Genomic DNA, 19,819 nt, shown 5'->3' with positions numbered 1-19,819 from the left:
CCCAGTCCATACAGGGGGGAGATCGGCAGCTCCCCCGCCTTGCAAATCCCTGCCAAAATGCCATCTACAAAGCCGGCATTCACAACGGAAAGCACACGTGACGCAGCGAAGCGGCAGCGCCGACCTGCCGCTGCATGGCGGGCGGGTCCCGAAATGGCTGGGCGAGYGCATGACGAAGCTCGGCGCGGTGCTGTGCGAAGCCATCATCCATCACTATGGCCGCGACGAGCTTTTGCGTCGTCTCGCGCATCCCTTCTGGTTCCAGTCCTTCGGCGCCGTGATGGGCATGGACTGGCACTCCTCCGGCATCACCACCAGCGTTATCGGCGCGCTGAAGCGCGGGCTGAACCCGCTTTCGGGAGAGCTCGGCATCCATGTCTGCGGCGGGCGCGGCGCGCATTCGCGCAAGACGCCGGGCGAGCTCACGGCGATCGGCGAGCGCACCGGCCTCGACGGCGAGGCGCTCGCCACGGCGAGCCGCCTGGTCGCCAAGGTGGACAGCGCCGCCGTGCAGGACGGCTACGACCTCTACCTCCACAGCTTCATCGTCACCGATGACGGGCGCTGGGTGGTGGTGCAGCAGGGCATGAACGGCGACGCCCGTCAGGCGCGCCGCTACCACTGGCTGTCGGAGGGGCTGACGAGCTTCGTCGACCAGCCGCATGCGGCGATCGAGGGCGAGCGCCAGGGCGAGATCATCAACCTCACCGACCACCGCGCCGAGAAAGCGCGCGGCGGCCAGATCGAGCTTCTGAAGACGATGAGCCCGGAAAAGATCCTCACCGAGCTTGCCGTGCTGGAGCCGCAGCCTGAACCCGAGCCCGCTGCGCAGCCGCTGCTGCCTAACCTCGTCATGCCCGCGCATCACGACGTGCGCGAGAGCGACATCGTCATGCGCCGCCTGCACGGCAACATCTCCGCCGCCATCGAAAGCGGCCCGAAGGATTTTCCCGAGCTGCTCTTGGTGCCGGGCGTCGGCCCGCGCACGGTGCGGGCGCTGGCCATGGTGTCGGAAGTGGTGCACGGCGCGCCCTACCGCTTCTCCGACCCGGCGCGCTTCTCGCTCGCCCACGGCGGCAAGGACCGCCACCCCTTCCCGGTGCCGCTGAAGGTCTATGACGAGACGATCTCGGTGCTGAAATCGGCGGTGAGCAAGGCGAAACTCGGCCGCGAGGAGGAACTGCAGGCGCTCCGGCGGCTGGACGGGGAGTCACGCCGGCTGGAACGCTATGTGACCGGGCCGAGCCTGAAAGAGATCGTCGCGGGCGAGATGGACCAGTCGCATCTTCTCGGAGGGCGGAGTGTCTTTGGGTGGGAACCACCACCCGACAGCGAGCCGAAGCCGCTGAAGAAAGGCGCTTGAGACGGCGCCGAAACGGCTCACGCAAAGTGCGCAGATAACCGCATTGGTCGGCGCTGCCCCTCATTACCCTGCCGGGCATTTCTCCCCGTCAGTGACGGGGAGAAAGACGCTGTCATCGACGCTTTCGCCAATTTTCAATGCTGCAGAATAGGCGTCAGCGCTGCGGCCAGCCCCTTCTCCCCGTCGCTATACGGGGAGAAGGTGCCGGCAGGCGGATGAGGGGCAGCGCCGGCATATGGACCTTCAAGCAGTTGCGCAGCTCAGACTTCGATTCACCTCGCCACGCCAAGTACCTGATTTCGCGGCCGCGATTGAATCCCTACCCCGCCTTCCTTCCCATCATCCCATAGTGCACCGCCAGCAGATCCAGCCCGACCTTCAGCAGCTTCACCACCACATCGCGCCCGTCGCCGGTGCGTTCGGCGATTGCCTTCACCGACTGGCCTTCGAGGCAGATCTTGCGCACCACCTCCGCCACTTCCCAATGGGCGAGCGCTGCCGCGGCTTGGGCATGCGCCCGTCCGGCTGAGAGCACGCGGTCGGGGATGCCGCCGCCCACCCGGCCGCCGTCGACGCGCTCGCTCCAGGATTGCGGCTGCAGGCCCTCGCGCGCGGCGCGTTCGAAATCGTCGCGAAAACGCCCTCCTGCCTCGCGCTGCTGGCGCGACAGCGAGGTGATGCCCACCAGCGGATCGACATTGCGCAGACGCACGATGCCGCCGGTGGAGGTGTAGCCCCCGTTCGACACCTCGTAGACGCGCCGCGCCTCGGCGGTGCCGGCAGTGAGGCGCTGGCGGCCGAAGGCGTCGGGTTTCAGCGCGAAGTCGTGGCCGATCTCGCGGCGGATGCGCACCTGCTCGGCCTCGCCTTTGGGGAGTTTCGGGGGGTTGGGGTTTTTTCGAAGGCTTGCGGGGCATGGGGAGTCCTTGGGATTGAGGTGAGTGGGTCGCTAACGGGAGAGGCTGAGTTCCTTCGCGCCCCCCTCTGCCCTGCCGGGCATCTCCCCCACTTGTGGGGAGATTGGCAGCTTGGGCGCCCCGCTTGTTCCTGCAACGTTGGCGATTTGCGCAAGCGGCGGCGAGAGCTGATCTCCCCCCTTGTGGGGGAGATGTCCGGCAGGACAGAGGGGGGCGCTGTCCTGCCGGCGTATCAGTCATTGTCGACGGCGCTCCCCCGCTCCGTCGCGGCCGCGCCGCACCACCTCTCCCCCGCTGCGCGGCGGCGAGGAAGGGAGCGAGGCGCGCTTCGCTATCAGCTCGCGCATCAGCCGCCTCTCGCGCACCTCGATCGAAAGCTGGGCGCTGGACGGGCAGAACTGGGCGCTGTCCACCTTGGCCTCGCCGCGGATGAAGCGCTGGATCGCGGCCTGGACGTCGGCCAGCTCGGCATCCTGCACGGCGGCCAGGTAGCCGCGCAGCTGCATCTCGGCGTCAGCGAGGGCGGATTGCGGGAAGCAACTGAACATCGCGGCCAGCGCTTTCGCCGCCTGCTGCAATTCGGCTGCGGTCATTGATCTCCTCGATGATTGCGTTGGCGGCATCGACATGGGTTTTGCGCCGATGCCATTTCACTCCAGGCGCGAATGTTCGTCCTGAAGAAGCTTTTTCGTCCCGCGAAGCGAAGGCGGCCGCCTTCGCCGGGGGAGAAAAGGCGGCTGCCTTTTCTCCTGTTGGACTCTGGGAATCTGGATAGTTGGACTCTGGACTCTGGGGCTTATCCCCCCGCTTATCCCCTGCCTTAACCCCTCCCTTATCCAAGGGCGAAAAAGCCCTTTCCTTAGAAAGACTTGGGCTGCCGCCCTTCAAGCCGTTGCGGCGCGCCACGCGCGCCTTGCGGGCATCCGCGACCATGCGCCTGGAATAGATGCGGTCGTGGCGGTCGCGCGAGAAGACGCGGTTGTGCTCCAGCTCGGAAAGCAGCGCGCCAAGCTCCGCCTCGGCGCAGCCGGCGAGGCGCGCCAGGGCGGCCTCGTCCAGCCCCTTGCCGCCGATCGCGACATAGCCCACCGGCTCGTGCGCGGCGGCGATGCACAGCATGCGCATCCACAAGCCTTGCGCGGCCAGCGAGCAGAGCCTGAGGTTCGGATCGGACTCCCAGTCCGACCAGAAGAATTTCGACCAGACCGTCCCGCTCATGGGGTTACCCGGCGAGCGGCGGGGCGGTGCAGATCAGCTAATCTCCCCCCTTGCGGGGGAGATGCCCGGCAGGGCAGAGGGGGGTGCTGTCCCGCCGACCTCTGCCCGCTTTGTTTCCTCGCCCCCGCCAAAGCGGGGGAGAGGTGGCCGCGAAGCGGTCGGAGAGGGGGCCTTCGTAGGGCGCTGCCCCCGCTCCGTCTCGGCTTCGCCGAGCCACCTCTCCCCCATTTCATGGGGGCGAGGAACCTTGATCCTGCGGCGTTCCTTCGCACCCCCCTCTGTCCTGCCGGATATCTCCCCCGCAAGGGGGGAGATTGGCAGCTTCGGCGACGGCGCCCTCACCACCCTCACATTCCCCTCCCGCGATGGCCGTGGAACCTTGCATGATGATGCGCGCAGTAGGAGCGCGTGGCGGAAGTCCGCAGGCCGCAGCAGAGCATGTCGGGGCCGGGGCGCGCGCCGGGCGGGTCGTCTTGCGCGTCCTCGCGCAGCAAGAGGTCGATCGGCGCGCGGCAGCGGCCGGGGAGGCAATCGATGAAGCGCATGGCCGCGACATGCGACTGGCGGCCGGGCGGCACAGGAGGCGGCGGCGCAGGGAGCTTGTAGAGCTGCGTTTCGGATTTTTCGCGGGTGCCGGGTGAGAGCCAGGCGGGCGGCAGAGTGCGCGCGGGCTTGCGGGTTTTCTTCGGCTTAGGCGTGGCGCGAGCGACGACGTCCGATTTCGCTGAGACTTCAACGACTGATATGTCGGCGGGACAGCGCCCCCTTCTGTCCTGCCGGACATCTCCCCCACTTGGAGGGAGATTGGCAGTTCCGGCGCCGGCGGCCATTCTGCTGCGACGGCCCGACCAGTCCGGCCGCACGGCCTTCCTCGKCGGGCCGCCGGCGCGGCCGCCCTTGGGGTTGGCGAAGCCGATGGCGCGAAGGCCGGCATTGCGGTGCACGATGCCGATGATGGCGTTGCGCGAGACCGGGCTGCCGCGCAGCGCGCTGAAGCGGCCGGCAATGCGCGAGGCCGAAAGCCCCTCCTTCAGCCAGGCGGCGATCTCGTCGATTTCCTTTTCGGTGTAGGCGGCTGCCATGTCTCATTCCATTGCTTATGAAGGGCTTGGGGGGTGCGAAGGGCTTGGCTTGCGGCCAAGCGCCAGGGTTCGGCCGCGAGCGGCCGTCGGTCAGATCGGGAAAAGGTTGGGATCAGGCGGCGTCGGGCGCCGCACCAAGCAGTCGAAGAAGTGCCGCCTCGGCAGCGGCCCGCGTCAGGCCGACACCGCCCGTCCGGTCGCGCGGTCGAGCAGGATGACTGTGCCGTCCTCGGTGCGGATGCAGGAGGTGGCGGCAGGCGCTGAAACGCCGGCGCGAGGCACCCCAACCCATGACCCTTCCCCACAAGGGGGAGGGGAATCTGGCGGCACGGTGAGACGCCGATGGTCGTCGGATGGGCCGGGCATGGCCGCAGCGGGATCCCCCTCCCCCTTGTGGGGAAGGGTCACAGCGCCACTCGCATTGGGGGCCGGAGCCGAGGGAGGAGCGRCTCCGGCCGTTCCGGCGAACCGGGGTGCGGGCGGCTCGGCCGGATCCGGGGCAAGCGCCCCGGAATGCGCCCGGACCGGGGAGGAGGACGGTCCGGACGATTGGAATTCAAAATGCACGGTCATGCCGCCTCCCTCAGCGCGGCGCGGTGGCCGGCCAGCCATTCGTAGCTGACGCCGGCGATGCCCAGCCTGCGGCTTGCCGCCACCACATGCGGCCAGTGYTGCGGCGCGATACGGCCGCGCCGGCGCATCTGGCGGGCGGCCTCGTAGCCGCAGCCGACATCGGCGGCGAAGGCGCCGATGCTCTGCCAGCGATCGATAAGCCCCGAGATGCTCGTGGGCGGCCCCGAGATGCTCGTAGGCGGCGCGGAAATGCTCGGGGGAAATGCGGAAATGCTTGCGGGATGCTCATTCATGCGCTAAGCGTACGTTATGTACGAAACGCGCGCAAGCAAAATCGTACAATTTGGACGATAATTTTCAGGCATTTTGTACGAATGGACCCACGGCACAGATTGCAGCAGGCGCGCGCCCAGGCGGGCTATGCCTCGCCCAGCGATGCGGCCCGGGCGCTGCGCGACATCAACAAGAAYACCCTCATCAGCCACGAGAACGGCCACCGGCCGCTGTCGCGCAAGGCGGCGGAGAAATACGGCCGGCTGTTCGGCGTCGATCCCGGCTGGCTRCTGTTCGATGGTGGTTTGGGGGGCGACGGAGCCGAGGCGGCGCCGGTCAACCTTGCCCCCTCGCCCGTCACCGTCGACGTGCCGATCGTCTCATGGATCAGCGCCGGCGAGCTCGGCAGCCAGGACAGCGTGGTCAACCTTTCCGACTATCCGACCATTCCCACTGCCGACCTCGAGGAAGGCGAGTGGATTGCGCTGCGCGTCGACGGCCCGTCGATGAACAAGATCTCGCCGCCGGATTCGATCATCTTCGTCAACCTGCGCGACAAGCGGCTGGTGACCAATGGCTGCTACGTGATCGCCGACGAAACGGGCCGCGCCACCTACAAGCGCTACCGCCCCAACGACAACCCGCCCTTCCAGCCGGCGTCGTATCTCGACATTCCTCCGCCGGAGCTGGAGGGCGCGATCACGATCATCGGGCGGGTGAAACGGTCGATGATCGATATGTGAGGGTGGCGGCAAGAAGCCCACCGGCGAAGGCTGGCATTCCTTCGCGTCCCCTCTGTCCTACTGGACATCTCCCCCACAGGTGGGGAGGTTGGCAGCTTCGGCGAAGGCGTCCTCTTGGCAACGTTGGTGATTGGCCAAAGCCGTCGCGACGTCCGATCTCTCCTCTTGCGGGGAGATCGGCAGCGCTGCGCGTATCGGATTTTCGCAGTTTTCTTATAGCCGTTTATCGTTCAAATTGTACGAATGCCCCTTGACCACATTTCGTACATAAAGTACGATATTTCCCTTCTCCGAGGGGGCCTCCTTGAACACCGCGAACCATGCCGCTTTTGCCGACCTCTCCCGCCCGTTGCTCTCGCCATTGCCGCTCAAGGAGCGCGAGCGCCTGGCCGGCGCCTGGCGCATGGCCAGCCAGGACATAGCCGACGACATCCGCTTCATACGGCAATATCTCAAGGTGATCGCCGAGAAGGACGAGCGGCTGTCGACCGGCACGCTGGTGCACGGCCGCGCCTATGTCGAGGCCTGCGCCGCCTGGCTGCCGGAAACCGTGGCGCGGTATTTGAGGAATCTCAGGCTGATCAGCGAGTGCGAGAGCGCGATGCTTGCCGCCGGCGTGCGGTTCGCCAAGTCGAGCGATGCCTGGGATTGAGGGACCTCTCCTTCTCCACGGGTGAAGAATAAGGACCGAACGCCGGCGGAACAGCGCCCCTGCCCTGCCTGTCCTCTTCCGCAGCAGTTGCGGAGGGTGGACCGGGCATCTCCCCACTTGGCGGGAAATCGGCCGTCGCGGCCGCTTTCGCCAATCTCCGGCGCCTCGAAGGGTGCGCGAAGGAGCGCATCGAAGGCAGTTGCCACCCTCTCCGGGTGCAGAGAAAACGCCCTCTGCAACCATCGGCTCTGCACCTCGAAAAAATGCATCGTTTCACACAATTGCCAATTGGTGGACGCCGGCGAGCGGCCGGTAGTTAATTCCTGTAAGGTGAATGAGGGTAAGCCGCACACTCTAGGAGGAATCGGTTTGATGGACCAACAAATCGACATCGGCGCAGAGCCCGACGATCAGCCTTACGAAGTCACTTCATTTGCCAGAAAGCATGGCCTGACCATCCCGGTCGCGGACGCAGTCCTTTTCGCCAAGGGCCCGTCTCGGGCCGCATGCGATACCGCGGCGCTTGCCCTTCTGTGCGCAGTCGCCCAATACGCCAAGAAGCAAGCGCGCTGACGCTGCAATCCCCCAGCAACATGTGAAAGTGAAGCACCTTCTCCCGCAAGGGGAGAAGGTCTGAACTGCAGCCCCGCATTGCCGCCGACGGCGCTGCCGGAGAAGGCGATGCCGAGCGTGCCGGTCAGCCGGCCGCCACGGGCAAAGCCTTCGCTCAGCACGGCCGCACCGGTGACGCCGAAGGCGTCGGCGTCGCCGGCATTGCCTCAGTTGACGCGCAGCCGAAATGCTCGCCCTGGACGGGATCGGGCGCGGCACGGGCGGCCGTCTGCTCGCGAGGCCGCGCCTCTCGTCGTGGAGTGGAATGGGCCGGCGGCGCCCGGCCGGCGGAAATCAGGCCTTGGCCTTCGGCTTGGCGGCTGAATTCTTGGCAGGAGCCTTGGCCGGCTTTTCAGCCTTGGCCGCCTTCGGTTTGGCGGCAGCCGCCTTCTTCGGCGCGGGTTTGACCTTCGGCTTCTTCTCGGCGTCGATCTCGGCGGCCGCCTGGTCCCAATGCTGCAGATGCGCGCCTTCCGGCCGGCCGGCCTGCTCCCAGATCTCGTGCGCCCGCCGGCGAATGCGTTCCTGCCTGTCTTCCGTCACCGTCGCCTCCTTTGCATGGGACCTTCCCYGACGGAAACATTAGCCGAATTTTCGCGGCTAGTCTTGCACGGAGACTTGGCCGCCGACGGCGCCGGCGAGACGCTTCAAATCCTTGTGTTGATGCCTGTCGTTCGCCCCAAAACCCCGGATCAAGCCCCAGGGCATTCTTTTGGGCGACTTGCTTTCCTTGTTTCGATGCATGTCGTTACCCAAAACCGCTACGCACCTCCGGGTCACGCCCGGGGGCATGCTTTTGGGCGACATGCATCAGGACTCATCGGTAAGAACCGCGACGCCGAGATGCGCGGCTTTCTTGGTGATCAACGCCCTCAGATCGGCGTCCGACCGTTCGGTGCCGGTGTGCTCGCRCAGCCAAGCGATCGCCTCCTTCATCGACAGCAGCCCCGTGCCGCGTTCGGCCAGCAACGCGTCGACATGCTGGGCAATATTGGATGACTCAACGTGCGGATGATGCATGGCAACGACTCCTTCCCTTTGGGCGACATGCAGAAGCGCTTTGCACGTCGATTTCCAAAAAAACCGCTGCGCACCTGGGCGACATGCAGGACATGCCTTGCGCGTCGTTGTCCCAAAACCTTTACGCGCTCTGGGCGACATGCGGGACAAACATGCGATCCTCCCGCCACGATAGCGGGAGGATTGGGCTCATCGGCCCGGAATGCTGTTGGGACCCGCTGTAGCCCGGGCCCGGCCTACCGAGGCCAGGTATTTACTGAATGACCTCGACGACCCTGCGTGTGTTAGGGTCAATCAGCACTGTATGGTCGTTGACGACCGCATACCGGTACTCGACATTGGGTACCGTCTGCAATTCGACCGTGTCGGGCACCGTCGAGCCGATGCCGAGCTCAAGGCCTAGGACATTGATCGAGGCAACCGGGTGCCTGTGGACATATTCCTTGACGACGGTCTGCTGCTCAGGGGTGACGATCACCTCGTCCGCAGCCGCAAAGCCGACGCCGGCCACCAGAGCCAGGCCGGCGACAGCAGGAATGAAGGTGGTTTTCATCATAAGTCTCCTGTTGCGTTGGCGAGCTCCGCGCTGCCTCCGCCGGGACGGAAACAATCGGCAGATCGTATTTAGGAGCTCGCGGGGCAAACGCCTGCGAGGGGCTCTTGTTCCGTCAGCGGCCGCTAATTGGTTTTCCCGCCGAGGTTGACGGGAACCCTCGCCGCGAACTTTGCATTGTTTGCCTTGAACACTTCGACAAGCCGAAGGTCTCGCCATGAATGAAGCTCTCGTCACAAGCGACATGCCCCTGCGCGCCCCGGTTGCGATCGCCGTCGGCGCCGGTTTCAAACGCGAGATCGCCTCACTGGCCGCGATGCAGAATTTCCTCAAGGAATGGCCGCTTGCCATGCGCGGCGAGTGCTATTGCGCGGCCGTGCAGGCCTGCGAGGCGGCGCGGGCCGATGAAACGGAGCTCGAGGAAGCGCGGCAGGCCTTCCTCTCGTTCGCGCGGAAGGCCGGAATCCTGTGGACCGGCGTCGACCCGGTGACGGCGCTGCGTGAAGCCAAGATCAGGCGCGTCAGGGCCAGGCGCGAAAGCCATCCGCGGCAGTAAAACCGGCCGCTGGGTAAAAAGGAAAAGGCCCTTCGCGTCGCGAAGGGCCTTCGATCGCCCGAGGCGGCGCAGCGCCGCCGCGATGCTGATCAGCGTAGCGTCGTCGATGACGGAGGGGTGGCCGTCACCGAGGACAGCCTCTCGCGCTTCACCAACACCGGCTTTTCATAGGTCTTCTTCATGGCAAATCCCCCCATGGTCGCTTCAACGGCGCCAAGCTACGCAGCAGGCACGCACTGTCAACGGGGCCGCGTCCCGTTGCGAATTTTGCCGGCATCGGTGTGGCACACGCGCAACGCCGCTCTGCCGTCCAATCCAGGACGGCAGCGCGTCTATATCGGATGGTGGAAGGAGGCTGTCAGTTCGGCGACGATTCGCCCGACGCCTCAGTGACGAATGATGCGGCGATCAGATCGTCCGCATCGATGCGTAGGGAGCCATCGCCGCCCCCCATGATGGCTGCGACCTTCTGGAAGGTCTTCATCTCGTGTTCGGTGATCCGAGCGTTCCGCATTCTGGCCCTCAGATCGGCTATACGCATCCCAAGCGAGCGGGATGTTCCGATTTCTCGTTTCGACATTTTGGTCAGTCTCCTCCCCCGACCCGTGCCTGTTTCGCCGCCGCCCGAATCCGCATCACCCCATGACCTGTGTTGCATATGAGGCGACGCGAACCCAGAGCCGGCAACGCGCGCCCGGGCGGAAGGTTCCGTTAGCGAATGGTAACAAAATAAATCCAGGTTAATGACCCGCCACCCGCAGGTGGCGAGGCCATTCCTGTGTGGTCCGGCCGTCCAATCGGCCGGCCTTGCCCAGCCATCTTACTGGATCACCTCCACGATCTTGCGGGTTTCGGGATCCACGATGACCGTCTGGTTGTCGACGACGACATAGCGGTATTTGAYGTTCGGCACTTCGTGCAGCTCGACCGTTTCAGGAACGGTGCTGCCGACACTGAGCTCGATGCCGGGAACCTGCACCGAGGCCAGCGGCTGCTTGTGGACATATTCGCGGATCACCGTTTCCTGCTCAGGCTGGATGACGACGTCCTGGGCGGCCGCGGCGCCTGCTCCGGCAAGGAACAACAGCCCGGCGGCGGCGACTGTGAGGTGCATTTTCATGGTCGACTCCTTTCGCGGATCATATCTTTACTTTCGCGCGTGAATCGCCTCCTTCGCTGCGCCTGCGATAATCCACAGCAGGTCGGCTCTGCCCAAACGCAGGCGCCAATGCCTTGTTCCTCCTTGTTCCTGCAAAATCGCCGACCGCGTTTTCACAAAACGTCACGGCGGCTTCGCAAATCATTTCGGAACAATGCTTTTCAGCCCGGGTTTACATATCGAAGGGACCGACTTTCCGAGGAGGATTCCGATGAAATATCTTCTAATCACGAGCATGATCGCTCTCGGCGTCGGATGCGGTGCCGCAATGGCCCAGACCGAGTCGACACAGCCGAGCACGAGCGACAATTGTGTTGCCGGCCAGGCCAACTGCCAGAAGGGCGGCAAAGCCCAGGGCGGGATGAAGTCGCAGACCGAGACCCAGGGTAAGGCTGGCGCGAGCACCGAGCAGAACGCTCAGGGCAGCACCAAGATGAAGACCAATGAGCAGGCTCAGGGCCAGGCCGGCACCAGCACCGAGCAGGCTCAGGGCCAGACCAAGACGAAGACCGAAGAGCAGGCTCAGGGTCAGGCCGGCACTGAGGAGACCCAAGGCAAGGCCAAGTGCAAGACCGGCATGGCCAACTGTCCGAAGGGCGAACAGGCTCAGGGCAAGACCAAGATGAAGACCGAGCAGAACGCCCAGGGCAAGACCGGTACCAGCACTGAGCAGAATGCCCAGAGCAAGACGGGTACCAGCACTGAGCAGAATGCCCAGGGCACCACCAAGATGCAGACCCAGCAGAACGCCCAGGGCAAGACCGGTACCAGCACTGAGCAGAATGCTCAGGGCACTACCAAGATGCAGACCGACCAGAACAAGACGGCCTCGATCAACAACGTGACGGTCGAGCAGAAGACGCAGATCACGCAGATCATCCACGAGACCAACGTCCAGCCGGTTGCGAATGTCGACTTTGACATTTCGGTCGGCGTTGAGATCCCGCGGCACAAGATCCGCCTGCATCGTCTGCCGTCCCGCATCGTGAAGATCGTCCCGGCCTATGCGGACTTTGAGTATTTCGTGCTGGCCGACGGACGCATCGTCATCGTCGATCCGAACACCTTCGAGATCGTGGCGATCCTGGAGGCCTAACGCGGACAGCATCGCGACAAACAGCATCGCGATAAAAATAGGCCTGCCGCGCCCCGCGGCGGGCCTCTTTCTTTGCACGCAGGCCGCCGCCTTCGCGATCGAAAAGCCGCCGCGCACACGGACGCAGCGGTTCATCAAATTAGCCCCTTCTGATTTGCGCTGCGCTCTGGAACGGATCGGCTTCGGCGTAGTTCCTGAATAGAAGTCCTGGACCCCAGGCCCTTGCGGCATCGGCCAAAGGGCCGATGGGACAGAGGCTTCTTGCAGGCATTACCCGGCCTTGCGATCCCACCAAAAAAGGTGCAAGGGTCGGGGCGGGTAGAAAAATGGGCGAGATCGCCGAGGCTATGCGGTCGCGGCGCTCGGTTGGGCAGATGTATTTTCCGCAGTTTCTTGTGGGAATGACGGCAACGCTCCTGGTGGTTCTGGGCTGGACCTACGCTTCCACCGGATCGGTGTTAGAGTCGCTGGGCTGGACGTTCCTGGCCGGCGTGGCGCTGCAGGCGGGCTATTTCGCGGCCGTGCTGTGGCTCGTGCACGCCGAGAGCCGCGTGGCCGACGAGACCAATGCGACCGATGCCGGYGGCGCCAAGCTGCCCGGCCCGTTCGAGCGCGACGGCATCATCCACGCCCTGCTCGCGCGATTGTTCCCAAGGCTTCTGCCTTAGCCAGCGTGCCTTTCGCTCGTCATCCTCGGGTTACGCCGGTCAAGCCCGAGGATCCAGGCCGTGACGGTCGCCGAGTAACCCGGCCTATCAGAACTTCTGCATCGTTGCAGGGCTCAAAGGTCACGACATGGATCCCAGGTCTAGGCTCCGCTTTGCGTCGCTTCGCCCCGGGATGACGACGTTCGGATGCCGCGGCTAGCCCCAGACGTCTGCAATGGCTCACCGAACGAACGGCAGCCCTACTGTCGAGGAACCAAAGCGCGTCGCGCTGAAGCTGGTTCAGGCGACGCGCGTGCCGCTGCGTCCGGTCAGCGCGCCGTTGCGGCCGCGGCCGATCGCACCGTTTCGGACGACGAGAACACCACGAAGGCGAAGACCAGCACGGCGGCGGCGACGATCATCGAACCGATCGCCACGACCGGCTCGATCTCCGGATGGCCACCCGCCAGCATCCAGTAGAGCGCCGGCAGCATGACGACGAGACCGACCGTATAGAGGCCGTAATGGATCATGGCGAGCCGGCGCTCGGCCTTGGCGGGGTTGAGAGCGTAGTAGCCGCCGAAGATCGCGCTGGTGACCCAGCCGAGAAGGTTGATGTGGGCGTGCGCCGGGAAGGCGCCGTGATCGTGCGAAATCGCCATCTGCAACCCGGCGGCGACGCCGAGGATGAGAAATACGATGGCCGTCTTGAAGAAAAGCTCCGAAACCCTTGGCATTTTGTTCTCCTCCMAATGCCCTGTGAACCCTCACCCGGCAAGTCTACACATTGCAGGGCGTATTAGCCATGACGCACCGAGAGTTAATGCGGGTTTTGGTGTGGATGAACGATCTTAAAGCGAACGGGACCGTGCCCACTTTAAGGGCGATGGGTGACACGGCGTCGGCGCCAGAGGAGTTGAATTCGCCAAGCCGCCCGGCAACGCCTAAGCCTTTTGGAGAACTATGATCCTCGCAAAGAAAGAATAAAGTAAAAATCCAAAAGCGGAGTGCTAACATGGCAAGTGAAAGCACGAAATATACGGAGAGGATGCCCCAGAACTTGGTTTCAGAGGCACAGGCGCGGCGAGATTTTCTCAAGAAGGCCGGCCGCTTCGCGGCGGTGACGCCGCCAGCCATAACGCTTTTGCTTGGCACAAGCCTGAACTCCAGGGCAATTGCCAAGTCAGGCGGATCACGTCCGGGCAATGGATGGGGCGACAAGAACCACAGCCATGTCGGGCCCCCGCGTCCAACCAACTATTTCGACCGTGGTAGTTCCGACAGCTACGGCGGCGGATCCCACGGGGGCTCAAGGTCCGGCGATCCCAACTGACCCGCCGGCCTTGCGCAGTCCAAGGCGGGACGCTTTCGGATGGACTGCAGTATCCTGCTCTATCTATTTGTTTTAGCTTAATTTTTGCCGCCAAGCGATATCGCTTGGCGGCAAAATGCTCTGGTGACTTCGCGCGGTTGAGCCTGTGCCATCGCCGCGAAGTCCGCCATGCTGATGCGATCCTTTGCTTTGCCGGGCTCCCCGAGACCCGGCCGCCATCGCTATGCCCGGCCGAAACTTCGCCGAGATCGGCTTGAGGCGACGGAGAAAAACGCCGCTCGTTTCGCAGCTCGTTTCGCACCCGCCCAACAAAATACCGCCGGGCAAGCCCGGCGGTATGGCAGTTCACCCTCTGGCAGGCTCGCGCCTTACGGAGTCGTCGCCATCGCGGCGGCTTCCGCATCGATCTTGCTGGACAGGGTGTCCTTGGCCCAGGCGGTGACATCGGCGTCGACCGGCTTGTTGGYCATGCTGCTGAGCGCCGCGTTGAGCGAGGCATCGTCGGTTCCGACCGCAGCTGCGGTGGCCGCGGCCTGAGCATCCGCGACCGCCTGGGTGTCAGCGGTGATCGTCGCATTCTGGGCGTCGATCTGCGCCTGAACGTCGGTGATCTGCTGTGCGAGAGCCGCCTTCTGTTCGGAGGTCATGCCGGTCTGGTCGGTCGCATTCAGGTCCGCGAGCTGCTGATTGAGCGAGTCGAGCGTAGCCTGGTCGGCGGCCAGCTTGGCGTTCGCCGCGTCGACCGCGGCCTGCGCGTTCTTGGCTGTTGCCGACTGCGTCACGAAGGCCTGGATGGCGGCAAACTTCGGGCTCTTGGAGTTCATGTAGGCGTTGATGTTGCGCTGCAGCGAGTTCAGCCGGCCGAGCTTCGAATGGATGTTCGCGTTCGACTTGGAGGTCGTGGTCGTGTCGTCTGTTGTGGTGTCGTCGGTCGAGGCGTCAGCGGTGGTCGTGTCGGCGGACTTGCTGTGGCCGGGGGCCGAGGCCGAATTACCGTGCGAGGCGCCGCTGTTGCCATTACCGCCGCCATTGCCGTTACCRCCACCATTGCCGTTGCCGCCGCCATGGCTRCCGCCATTGCCGTGGCCGCCGCCATTGCCGCCGGCACCGGCAAGCGCCGGAGCAGCCGCCAGCGCCAGAACGGCAAGTGAAGCCAGAAGAGTCTTTCGCATCGTCATCGTGTTTCTCCGCAGGTGAATCGCCAACACTGCCCAACCGCTAGGCCGCGTCATATGAGAATTCCCTAACGGCTTGGAGTAACTTTTAGACAAATTCAGTCGCGGCAAGAGAGCAAGCCGCGAAACCGGTCCCGATGCCGACCTCATTCTCATGCTAACTTATTGAAATCGTTTCACAAATATAAAGCCTTAAACCTGATCGGCCCTCCGGAACAATGAAGGCCCATGCCGCATCGGACCAATGGCCCAAACCGCCGCGACCCGGGTCTGCAAGGGCGACCTAAACCACTGTTTATTATCGCTTTCTGGGCCGCCGCGCGGTGTTTCGGGCGGCATGAATCAGGGCAGTCGGCATCCGTGAGTTGGCCACTGGAAAGTCGACGCGTTTGTTTGCGCAATTCTCAGGCAAATATCCGTATACGCCATTATATCTTCTATGTACTTCGCCTGCATTTCGTGGCTTCCGCTCAAATGGCACGGCGACGGTCGCCGAATAATTGATCGGGAAGTCTCCGAATTAGATTGGCAGTGGGCTGCCTCTTCTTCCGGCGCGGAGCGCTTCCGGAACAATTTGACCGATGATTGGCCGATTCAACTATCAGGTAGGGCAGGCTCCTGCCACGCTGTTGGCCAGCGGCACGGTCACCGTGGTCGAGTAGCTGATCGGGAAGGCACTGAAATAGGGGAAGTTGATGACGAAGGCATAGCTGGCGTTCACATGCGCCATGCAGAAGCCGCCGCTCGGCAGATCGGTGGAGATCGTTACGTTCACATTCTGCAGACCAAGCGCCTGCAGTTTCTGCGTTGCGATCGTCTGGATCTGGGTCTGGGTCATTGTGTTGTTGAGCTGCAGGGAGCGCGCGGACGCCTCCAGCGTGTAGCGCACGCTCGAGGTGGAATTCATCGACCAGCCGAAGGCGAAGATGCCGAAGAGCAGCATGATCAGGAAAGGCGCAACCAGCGCAAACTCGATGGCGGCGCCGCCGGAAGCATTGTCGGCAAATGCCCCTACCACTGGTCGCCTATCGAACACGGATCACCTGCTGATGGCCGATCGTGCGGTTTGAATGGAAGACTCCGAAGGTAAAGGGCGGAGACCAGGTGGCCGACGCCTGGATCTGGACGTAGATCGAGGGCAGCTTCGATCCCGCGCAAACGGTCGCTGCGTCAACCACGGTTGATCCGCATTTGTAGGTGCGGCTCACCGCAACGGCGGCATCGGCGGGCTTCTTTTGCCAGCTCGCGAGCGCCGCGGCCTGGGTAGCAGTGTCGTCGGTCTCGCCAGCCAACAGCAAGTTTGCCGCCGTCTTCACGCCGGCCCGCATTGCCAGCGAACTGGAGACGTAGGACCAGCCGTCGACGATGCCGAAAAGCGCGACGCACAGCACCGGCAGGACGAGCGCGAATTCCACCGCCGCGGCGCCGGAGCGGTTTTTGGCAAAGCGGATTGCTGCCGGCCGCATGTCGCTACTCGACGATCGCGACCGACGGGGCCGCCGGGRTGCCACTCATGCCGTATTTCGTGCAGTCCTGGCTGATGTTCGAGTTGCCCGACCACTGGATGGTGTCGGCGACGACCTGGGTGCAGCCGCTCTGCCCCGAGAAATTGCCGAGATAGTTGACCTGCTGCTTCGGGAAATAGATCGCGCCGGTCAGCGAAGAGGTCGCCGTGCCGTTGAAGGTGCTCTGCGCCGCAGCCCCCGTCCTGTCGCCGTAGAACAGCACGCCGGAATAGGTGCCAGACGTCGGCGCGCTGAGRTTCACGGTGGCGTTACCGTTGATGCTGACGGTGTTGCTGCCCGCCATGAAGATGGTCACGCCATTGGTACAGGGTGCGGCGCAGGTGATGACTGYGCCGGCGTTGATCTTCAAATTGCCCTGGACGACATAGGTGCCGGTAGAGAGCGCGACATTGCCGTTGAGGTTCATGCCGCTGCAATAAGTCCCAGCCTTGAGCGTTTGCGTGGTCTTGTTGCCGTTGACATTCAGGCAGCTGGAGGCCGCTGGCGCCGGCAGGCTGGCGAACGGATCGGACGCCGGCAGGGCCTGGGTGATCGGGGTCTTGCAGTTCGCGGCGTCGGTGATCACCGGATTGTTGAGCGAAACGCCGCCGACCGAGATCAGGCAGTCGGCCTCGAGCTTGGCCGATCCCTGCACCTTGATGGCATCCGGGGCGATCGAATCCGACATGACCGAGCAGCCCGTCAGTTTGACGCTGGTGCTGCCGGAGAAAAGCGCCGCCTGCGCGGCCGACTTGTTGAGCGCCAGCACGCAGGCCTTGGAGCCGTCGTTGATGAGCGCCACCGCCCTCGCCCGCTCCGGCACCTTGCTCTGCGTGAAGATGGCGGTGAACATCCGGTCGAGGTTCTGGTTGAGGATCACCTCGACGGCCTTGCTGGCCGTATAGGCCCCCGAGGTGGGCGGCGTGTTGACGACAATCGTGCCGTTGCCCAGCCCGTTCGAGGTCGCCGACTGTGTGGCGGCCGCCGTGATCGTCGCCGTGTCAGATCCAGCGATCTTTTCCAGTCCGCCGGCATAGGCGGCGGCGTCCGCCGCCGCCTGCAGCCTCAGGCTCGAATAATACCAGTAGGACGTCTCGACGCCGAGTCCCGCCCCGCCGACGACGACCGGCAGGGTGAGCGCGAAGACGACGGCAACATTGCCGCCTTCGCCCCGCTGCAGGTAGCGGAAGATGAAATGTCTGAAAATTCGACCGAATGTGCCCATGGCCGAGCGTGCCCAAGCTATCCCGGTCGCCACATCAACACCGGGTCGATAAAGGAATGGCTAATTTTTTCGCTCGAGTTGCGCCAATAAGACTCTAGGGCGGCGAATTTTTTACCTTGCGACGCAAGGGATCAGACCTAGGTCTTAAACCATATCAGACCAAGGTATAACACTCGGAGAAGCTTCCCGATTTAGCATCCGCTGCATTTTAACTTTTTCGGAAATCGCTCGTAGAGGCGGCTCGTGTAACGCTGTCCCATTCCGGCGAGGGCAGCTCGTGATGATTGGACAGTTCTGGGCTTCGAAAGGCGGAAACTTCGCGGTGGCGACCGCGATCGCGGTGGTGCCGCTGATGCTTGCCGTAGCCGGCGCCGTCGACCTGGCGGGCACGAGCGACGACGCTGCCCAGTTGCAGAATTCGCTGGACGCGGCCGGCCTTGCGATCGGCACCAAATACCAGCCGGACATGTCGGCAAACGACGTCAAGCAGCTCGGCCAGACCTTCTTCGCCGCCAATATGAGCGCGGCGAACGCGCAGGAGTATGCCGGCAGCGTCTCGGCGCTCCAGGCCAGCGCGAGCGGCACCCCCAGCGCCTATTATGTTTCGCTGTCGTCCAGCATCACCCGGCCGGCATTCGTCAGCGGCGCGCCCGCCTGGCACGCGACGCGCTCCGCCTCGGTCCAGATCAAGCCCGGCTCGCAGGCGTGCGTGCTGGCGCTCGATCCGCATGTGGGCTCCGCCGTCAGCCTGCAGGGCTCGACCAACGTCAAGTTGAACGGCTGCGTGGTCGCGGCCAATTCGGACGCGGCCGGCGCCGTCAGCCGGGGCGGCTCGGCGATACTGAACGCGCAATGCGTCTCGACGGTCGGCACGACCTCCGGGATAACGGCGCCGAACGCAACCCTTTCCTGCGGCGCGCCGCTCGAAAACCAGTACGCATCCTTCGATCCGCTGGCCGGCGTCACCCCGCCCGCCTACGGGACGTGTCAGACGATGCCCAATGGCAAGACGGTCACGCTCTCGCCCGGCACCTATTGCGACAAGAGCTGGACGGGCAACATCACCCTCAATCCGGGGATCTATATCCTGCGCGGCGTCACCGTAAAGCCCGGCGGCAATGGCAGCCTCAGCGGCCAGGGCGTGACGATCTTCCTGATGGAAAGCTCGCAGCTCTACATCAACGCCAACGAGAAGGTGAACCTGTCGCCCATGACGAGCGGCCCCTATGCCGGCATCACCATCTTCCAGCCCCACGGCAACACACAAGCGTTGACGCTGAACGGCGGATCCGGCTCGGTGGTGAGCGGCTTCGTCTACGCCCCCGACGCGGCCGTCACCTATGCGGGCAATTCGGACATGAGCACTCAAGGCAGTTGTTTGCGGCTGGTCGGCAACACGGTGACGATGACGGGAAACTCGGCCGTGAAGTCGGACTGCTCGGCCGAGCTCGGCAATCGCGACATGTACGCCGGCAGGATGATCACGCTGGTGAAGTGAGGGCTACGGCGCCGGGGGTTGGCGAAAGCCGGCGCGACAGCTGATCTCCCCCCAAGTGGGGGAGATGGCCGGCAGGCCAGAGGGGGGCGCTGTCCCGCCGACCTCTCGGTTGATCGCTATTGTACACGCTCGCGAGTTTGACGGATTGCGGATTCCCTAAAAGGGTCGCGATCCTTCACGCCCCCCTCTGCCCTGCCGGGCATCTCCCCACTTGGGGGAGATTGGCAGCTCGAGCGTCCCGCTAAGGCTCGGAAATAATATCCGCGCCCGGCTGTTCGTCGAACAGCACGGCGCAGCCGCGCTGCAGCGCCACCTGGCTCAAGGCATTTGCCGCGGCCTCGTCCGACGAGACGAAGTCGCCGGTGAGCACGCGCAGTTCCTCGACGGCTTTCGCCATCGAGATGAGGCGCCCCGCCGCGCGGTCGCTTGCGCAGGCGTCGACGACGCAGATGAGATCGATGAGTTCGAAGCTGTCCATGGCGGCCTCCGCCCACAGCATCCCTTCGGACGAGTCAACGGCGTGCGGGCGGCCGGGTTCCGCTCTCTAAAGCGGTCACCTGAAGCAGATTCGGTCGGCGCGCCTTAAGTCTCTGTTTTGATGCATGTCGTTCTCCCAAAA

The 19,819-nt window shown here is 64.1% G+C and carries 27 protein-coding genes; 9 read left to right on the top strand and 18 right to left on the bottom strand.

Translation table 11 applies throughout. The features are described 5' to 3' along the window. Positions 1 to 97: 97 nt before the first annotated feature. Positions 98 to 1,363 (top strand): DUF763 domain-containing protein, encoded by a 1,266-nt coding sequence (locus ORS3428_RS11880; RefSeq protein ID WP_083355108.1) that lies wholly within the window; start codon positions 98 to 100, stop codon positions 1,361 to 1,363. Between the two features lie 319 nt (positions 1,364 to 1,682). Here ORS3428_RS11880 and ORS3428_RS11875 read toward each other — a convergent pair whose 3' ends face one another. The 5 genes from ORS3428_RS11875 to ORS3428_RS11855 form a co-directional block, all read right to left on the bottom strand. Continuing rightward, positions 1,683 to 2,216, bottom strand: coding sequence for a DUF6456 domain-containing protein (locus ORS3428_RS11875; protein ID WP_244507934.1), 534 nt, complete (start codon positions 2,214 to 2,216; stop codon positions 1,683 to 1,685). Positions 2,217 to 2,516: 300 nt separating this feature from the next. After that, positions 2,517 to 2,873 carry a hypothetical protein gene (locus tag ORS3428_RS11870; RefSeq protein ID WP_131802885.1) on the bottom strand — a complete coding sequence of 119 codons (357 nt, stop codon included), beginning with the start codon at positions 2,871 to 2,873 and terminating at the stop codon, positions 2,517 to 2,519. Continuing rightward, the gene (locus ORS3428_RS11865) at positions 2,794 to 3,498 is read right to left on the bottom strand and encodes a hypothetical protein (protein ID WP_071097762.1); all 705 of its coding nucleotides are present in this window, start codon (positions 3,496 to 3,498) and stop codon (positions 2,794 to 2,796) included. Before ORS3428_RS11865 ends, ORS3428_RS11870 begins: the two co-directional genes overlap by 80 nt. Positions 3,499 to 3,845: 347 nt before the next feature. Continuing rightward, complete coding sequence (locus tag ORS3428_RS11860) at positions 3,846 to 4,580, bottom strand: GcrA cell cycle regulator (RefSeq protein ID WP_071097760.1); 735 nt, start codon at positions 4,578 to 4,580, stop codon at positions 3,846 to 3,848. Between the two features lie 569 nt (positions 4,581 to 5,149). Beyond that, positions 5,150 to 5,446 (bottom strand): hypothetical protein, encoded by a 297-nt coding sequence (locus ORS3428_RS11855; protein ID WP_244507933.1) that lies wholly within the window; start codon positions 5,444 to 5,446, stop codon positions 5,150 to 5,152. Between the two features lie 81 nt (positions 5,447 to 5,527). On the opposite strand from ORS3428_RS11855, the gene ORS3428_RS11850 reads away from it, so the two are divergent. From ORS3428_RS11850 to ORS3428_RS11840, 3 genes are all read left to right on the top strand, one after another. Then, positions 5,528 to 6,169, top strand: a complete 642-nt coding sequence (locus tag ORS3428_RS11850) for a LexA family transcriptional regulator (RefSeq protein WP_071097758.1) — start codon at positions 5,528 to 5,530, stop codon at positions 6,167 to 6,169. Between the two features lie 304 nt (positions 6,170 to 6,473). Beyond that, positions 6,474 to 6,821, top strand: coding sequence for a hypothetical protein (locus ORS3428_RS11845; RefSeq protein WP_071097756.1), 348 nt, complete (start codon positions 6,474 to 6,476; stop codon positions 6,819 to 6,821). A gap of 372 nt (positions 6,822 to 7,193) precedes the next feature. After that, positions 7,194 to 7,394 carry a hypothetical protein gene (locus ORS3428_RS11840; protein WP_071097784.1) on the top strand — a complete coding sequence of 67 codons (201 nt, stop codon included), beginning with the start codon at positions 7,194 to 7,196 and terminating at the stop codon, positions 7,392 to 7,394. Between the two features lie 333 nt (positions 7,395 to 7,727). Here ORS3428_RS11840 and ORS3428_RS11835 read toward each other — a convergent pair whose 3' ends face one another. The 3 genes from ORS3428_RS11835 to ORS3428_RS11820 form a co-directional block, all read right to left on the bottom strand. Further along, on the bottom strand, positions 7,728 to 7,976 hold the full coding sequence (locus tag ORS3428_RS11835; protein WP_071097754.1) for a DUF2934 domain-containing protein: 249 nt from the start codon (positions 7,974 to 7,976) through the stop codon (positions 7,728 to 7,730). A gap of 267 nt (positions 7,977 to 8,243) precedes the next feature. Continuing rightward, positions 8,244 to 8,453: a hypothetical protein gene (locus ORS3428_RS11825; protein ID WP_071097749.1), complete on the bottom strand. Its 210-nt coding sequence runs from the start codon at positions 8,451 to 8,453 to the stop codon at positions 8,244 to 8,246. Between the two features lie 253 nt (positions 8,454 to 8,706). Then, the gene (locus ORS3428_RS11820; RefSeq protein WP_071097781.1) at positions 8,707 to 9,006 is read right to left on the bottom strand and encodes a DUF1236 domain-containing protein; all 300 of its coding nucleotides are present in this window, start codon (positions 9,004 to 9,006) and stop codon (positions 8,707 to 8,709) included. 217 nt (positions 9,007 to 9,223) lie between these two features. Between ORS3428_RS11820 and ORS3428_RS11815 the strand changes: the two genes are divergently transcribed. Beyond that, on the top strand, positions 9,224 to 9,562 hold the full coding sequence (locus ORS3428_RS11815; RefSeq protein WP_083355106.1) for a DUF982 domain-containing protein: 339 nt from the start codon (positions 9,224 to 9,226) through the stop codon (positions 9,560 to 9,562). 89 nt (positions 9,563 to 9,651) lie between these two features. Here the strand turns inward: ORS3428_RS11815 and ORS3428_RS33650 are convergent, their stop codons facing one another. The 3 genes from ORS3428_RS33650 to ORS3428_RS11805 all read right to left on the bottom strand — a co-directional run bounded on the left by ORS3428_RS33650 (position 9,652) and on the right by ORS3428_RS11805 (position 10,682). Next, complete coding sequence (locus ORS3428_RS33650; protein WP_201788309.1) at positions 9,652 to 9,744, bottom strand: putative RiPP precursor; 93 nt, start codon at positions 9,742 to 9,744, stop codon at positions 9,652 to 9,654. A gap of 176 nt (positions 9,745 to 9,920) precedes the next feature. Continuing rightward, complete coding sequence (locus ORS3428_RS11810; protein ID WP_071097776.1) at positions 9,921 to 10,142, bottom strand: hypothetical protein; 222 nt, start codon at positions 10,140 to 10,142, stop codon at positions 9,921 to 9,923. A 240-nt stretch (positions 10,143 to 10,382) separates the two neighbouring features. Further along, positions 10,383 to 10,682 (bottom strand): DUF1236 domain-containing protein, encoded by a 300-nt coding sequence (locus ORS3428_RS11805; protein ID WP_071097747.1) that lies wholly within the window; start codon positions 10,680 to 10,682, stop codon positions 10,383 to 10,385. Positions 10,683 to 10,932: 250 nt separating this feature from the next. Here ORS3428_RS11805 and ORS3428_RS11800 point away from each other — a divergent pair, with 250 nt between their 5' ends. After that, on the top strand, positions 10,933 to 11,817 hold the full coding sequence (locus tag ORS3428_RS11800; protein WP_071097745.1) for a DUF1236 domain-containing protein: 885 nt from the start codon (positions 10,933 to 10,935) through the stop codon (positions 11,815 to 11,817). 326 nt (positions 11,818 to 12,143) lie between these two features. Further along, positions 12,144 to 12,485, top strand: coding sequence for a hypothetical protein (locus tag ORS3428_RS11795; RefSeq protein ID WP_244507932.1), 342 nt, complete (start codon positions 12,144 to 12,146; stop codon positions 12,483 to 12,485). 308 nt (positions 12,486 to 12,793) lie between these two features. On the opposite strand, the gene ORS3428_RS11790 is transcribed toward ORS3428_RS11795, so the two are convergent. Beyond that, the gene (locus ORS3428_RS11790; protein WP_071097742.1) at positions 12,794 to 13,201 is read right to left on the bottom strand and encodes a hypothetical protein; all 408 of its coding nucleotides are present in this window, start codon (positions 13,199 to 13,201) and stop codon (positions 12,794 to 12,796) included. A gap of 43 nt (positions 13,202 to 13,244) precedes the next feature. Further along, positions 13,245 to 13,601: a hypothetical protein gene (locus ORS3428_RS33290; protein WP_071097740.1), complete on the bottom strand. Its 357-nt coding sequence runs from the start codon at positions 13,599 to 13,601 to the stop codon at positions 13,245 to 13,247. Between ORS3428_RS33290 and ORS3428_RS33955 the strand changes: the two genes are divergently transcribed. Beyond that, the gene (locus tag ORS3428_RS33955; RefSeq protein ID WP_083355109.1) at positions 13,513 to 13,797 is read left to right on the top strand and encodes a hypothetical protein; all 285 of its coding nucleotides are present in this window, start codon (positions 13,513 to 13,515) and stop codon (positions 13,795 to 13,797) included. The two genes, ORS3428_RS33290 and ORS3428_RS33955, sit on opposite strands and share 89 nt — an antisense overlap. A 368-nt stretch (positions 13,798 to 14,165) precedes the next feature. Here the strand turns inward: ORS3428_RS33955 and ORS3428_RS33285 are convergent, their stop codons facing one another. From ORS3428_RS33285 to ORS3428_RS11765, 4 genes are all read right to left on the bottom strand, one after another. Beyond that, positions 14,166 to 14,975, bottom strand: coding sequence for a hypothetical protein (locus tag ORS3428_RS33285; RefSeq protein WP_071097738.1), 810 nt, complete (start codon positions 14,973 to 14,975; stop codon positions 14,166 to 14,168). Between the two features lie 598 nt (positions 14,976 to 15,573). Continuing rightward, positions 15,574 to 16,008, bottom strand: a complete 435-nt coding sequence (locus ORS3428_RS11775; protein WP_083355103.1) for a TadE/TadG family type IV pilus assembly protein — start codon at positions 16,006 to 16,008, stop codon at positions 15,574 to 15,576. After that, positions 15,998 to 16,438, bottom strand: coding sequence for a TadE/TadG family type IV pilus assembly protein (locus ORS3428_RS11770; RefSeq protein WP_071097734.1), 441 nt, complete (start codon positions 16,436 to 16,438; stop codon positions 15,998 to 16,000). The genes ORS3428_RS11775 and ORS3428_RS11770 overlap by 11 nt, the downstream gene beginning before the upstream one ends. 4 nt (positions 16,439 to 16,442) lie before the next feature. Then, positions 16,443 to 17,702 carry a pilus assembly protein TadG-related protein gene (locus ORS3428_RS11765; RefSeq protein WP_083355102.1) on the bottom strand — a complete coding sequence of 420 codons (1,260 nt, stop codon included), beginning with the start codon at positions 17,700 to 17,702 and terminating at the stop codon, positions 16,443 to 16,445. 322 nt (positions 17,703 to 18,024) lie between these two features. Here ORS3428_RS11765 and ORS3428_RS11760 point away from each other — a divergent pair, with 322 nt between their 5' ends. Further along, the gene (locus ORS3428_RS11760) at positions 18,025 to 19,200 is read left to right on the top strand and encodes a Tad domain-containing protein (protein ID WP_338011928.1); all 1,176 of its coding nucleotides are present in this window, start codon (positions 18,025 to 18,027) and stop codon (positions 19,198 to 19,200) included. Between the two features lie 241 nt (positions 19,201 to 19,441). Here the strand turns inward: ORS3428_RS11760 and ORS3428_RS11755 are convergent, their stop codons facing one another. Then, positions 19,442 to 19,678, bottom strand: coding sequence for a hypothetical protein (locus ORS3428_RS11755; protein WP_071097769.1), 237 nt, complete (start codon positions 19,676 to 19,678; stop codon positions 19,442 to 19,444). Positions 19,679 to 19,819: the final 141 nt, after the last annotated feature.

The sequence above is a fragment of the Mesorhizobium sp. ORS 3428 genome (assembly GCF_001854785.1).
Taxonomy (GTDB): domain Bacteria; phylum Pseudomonadota; class Alphaproteobacteria; order Rhizobiales; family Rhizobiaceae; genus Mesorhizobium.
Note: the sequence above shows the minus strand (reverse complement) of the source record. Positions and strands in the feature narration are given on the sequence as shown.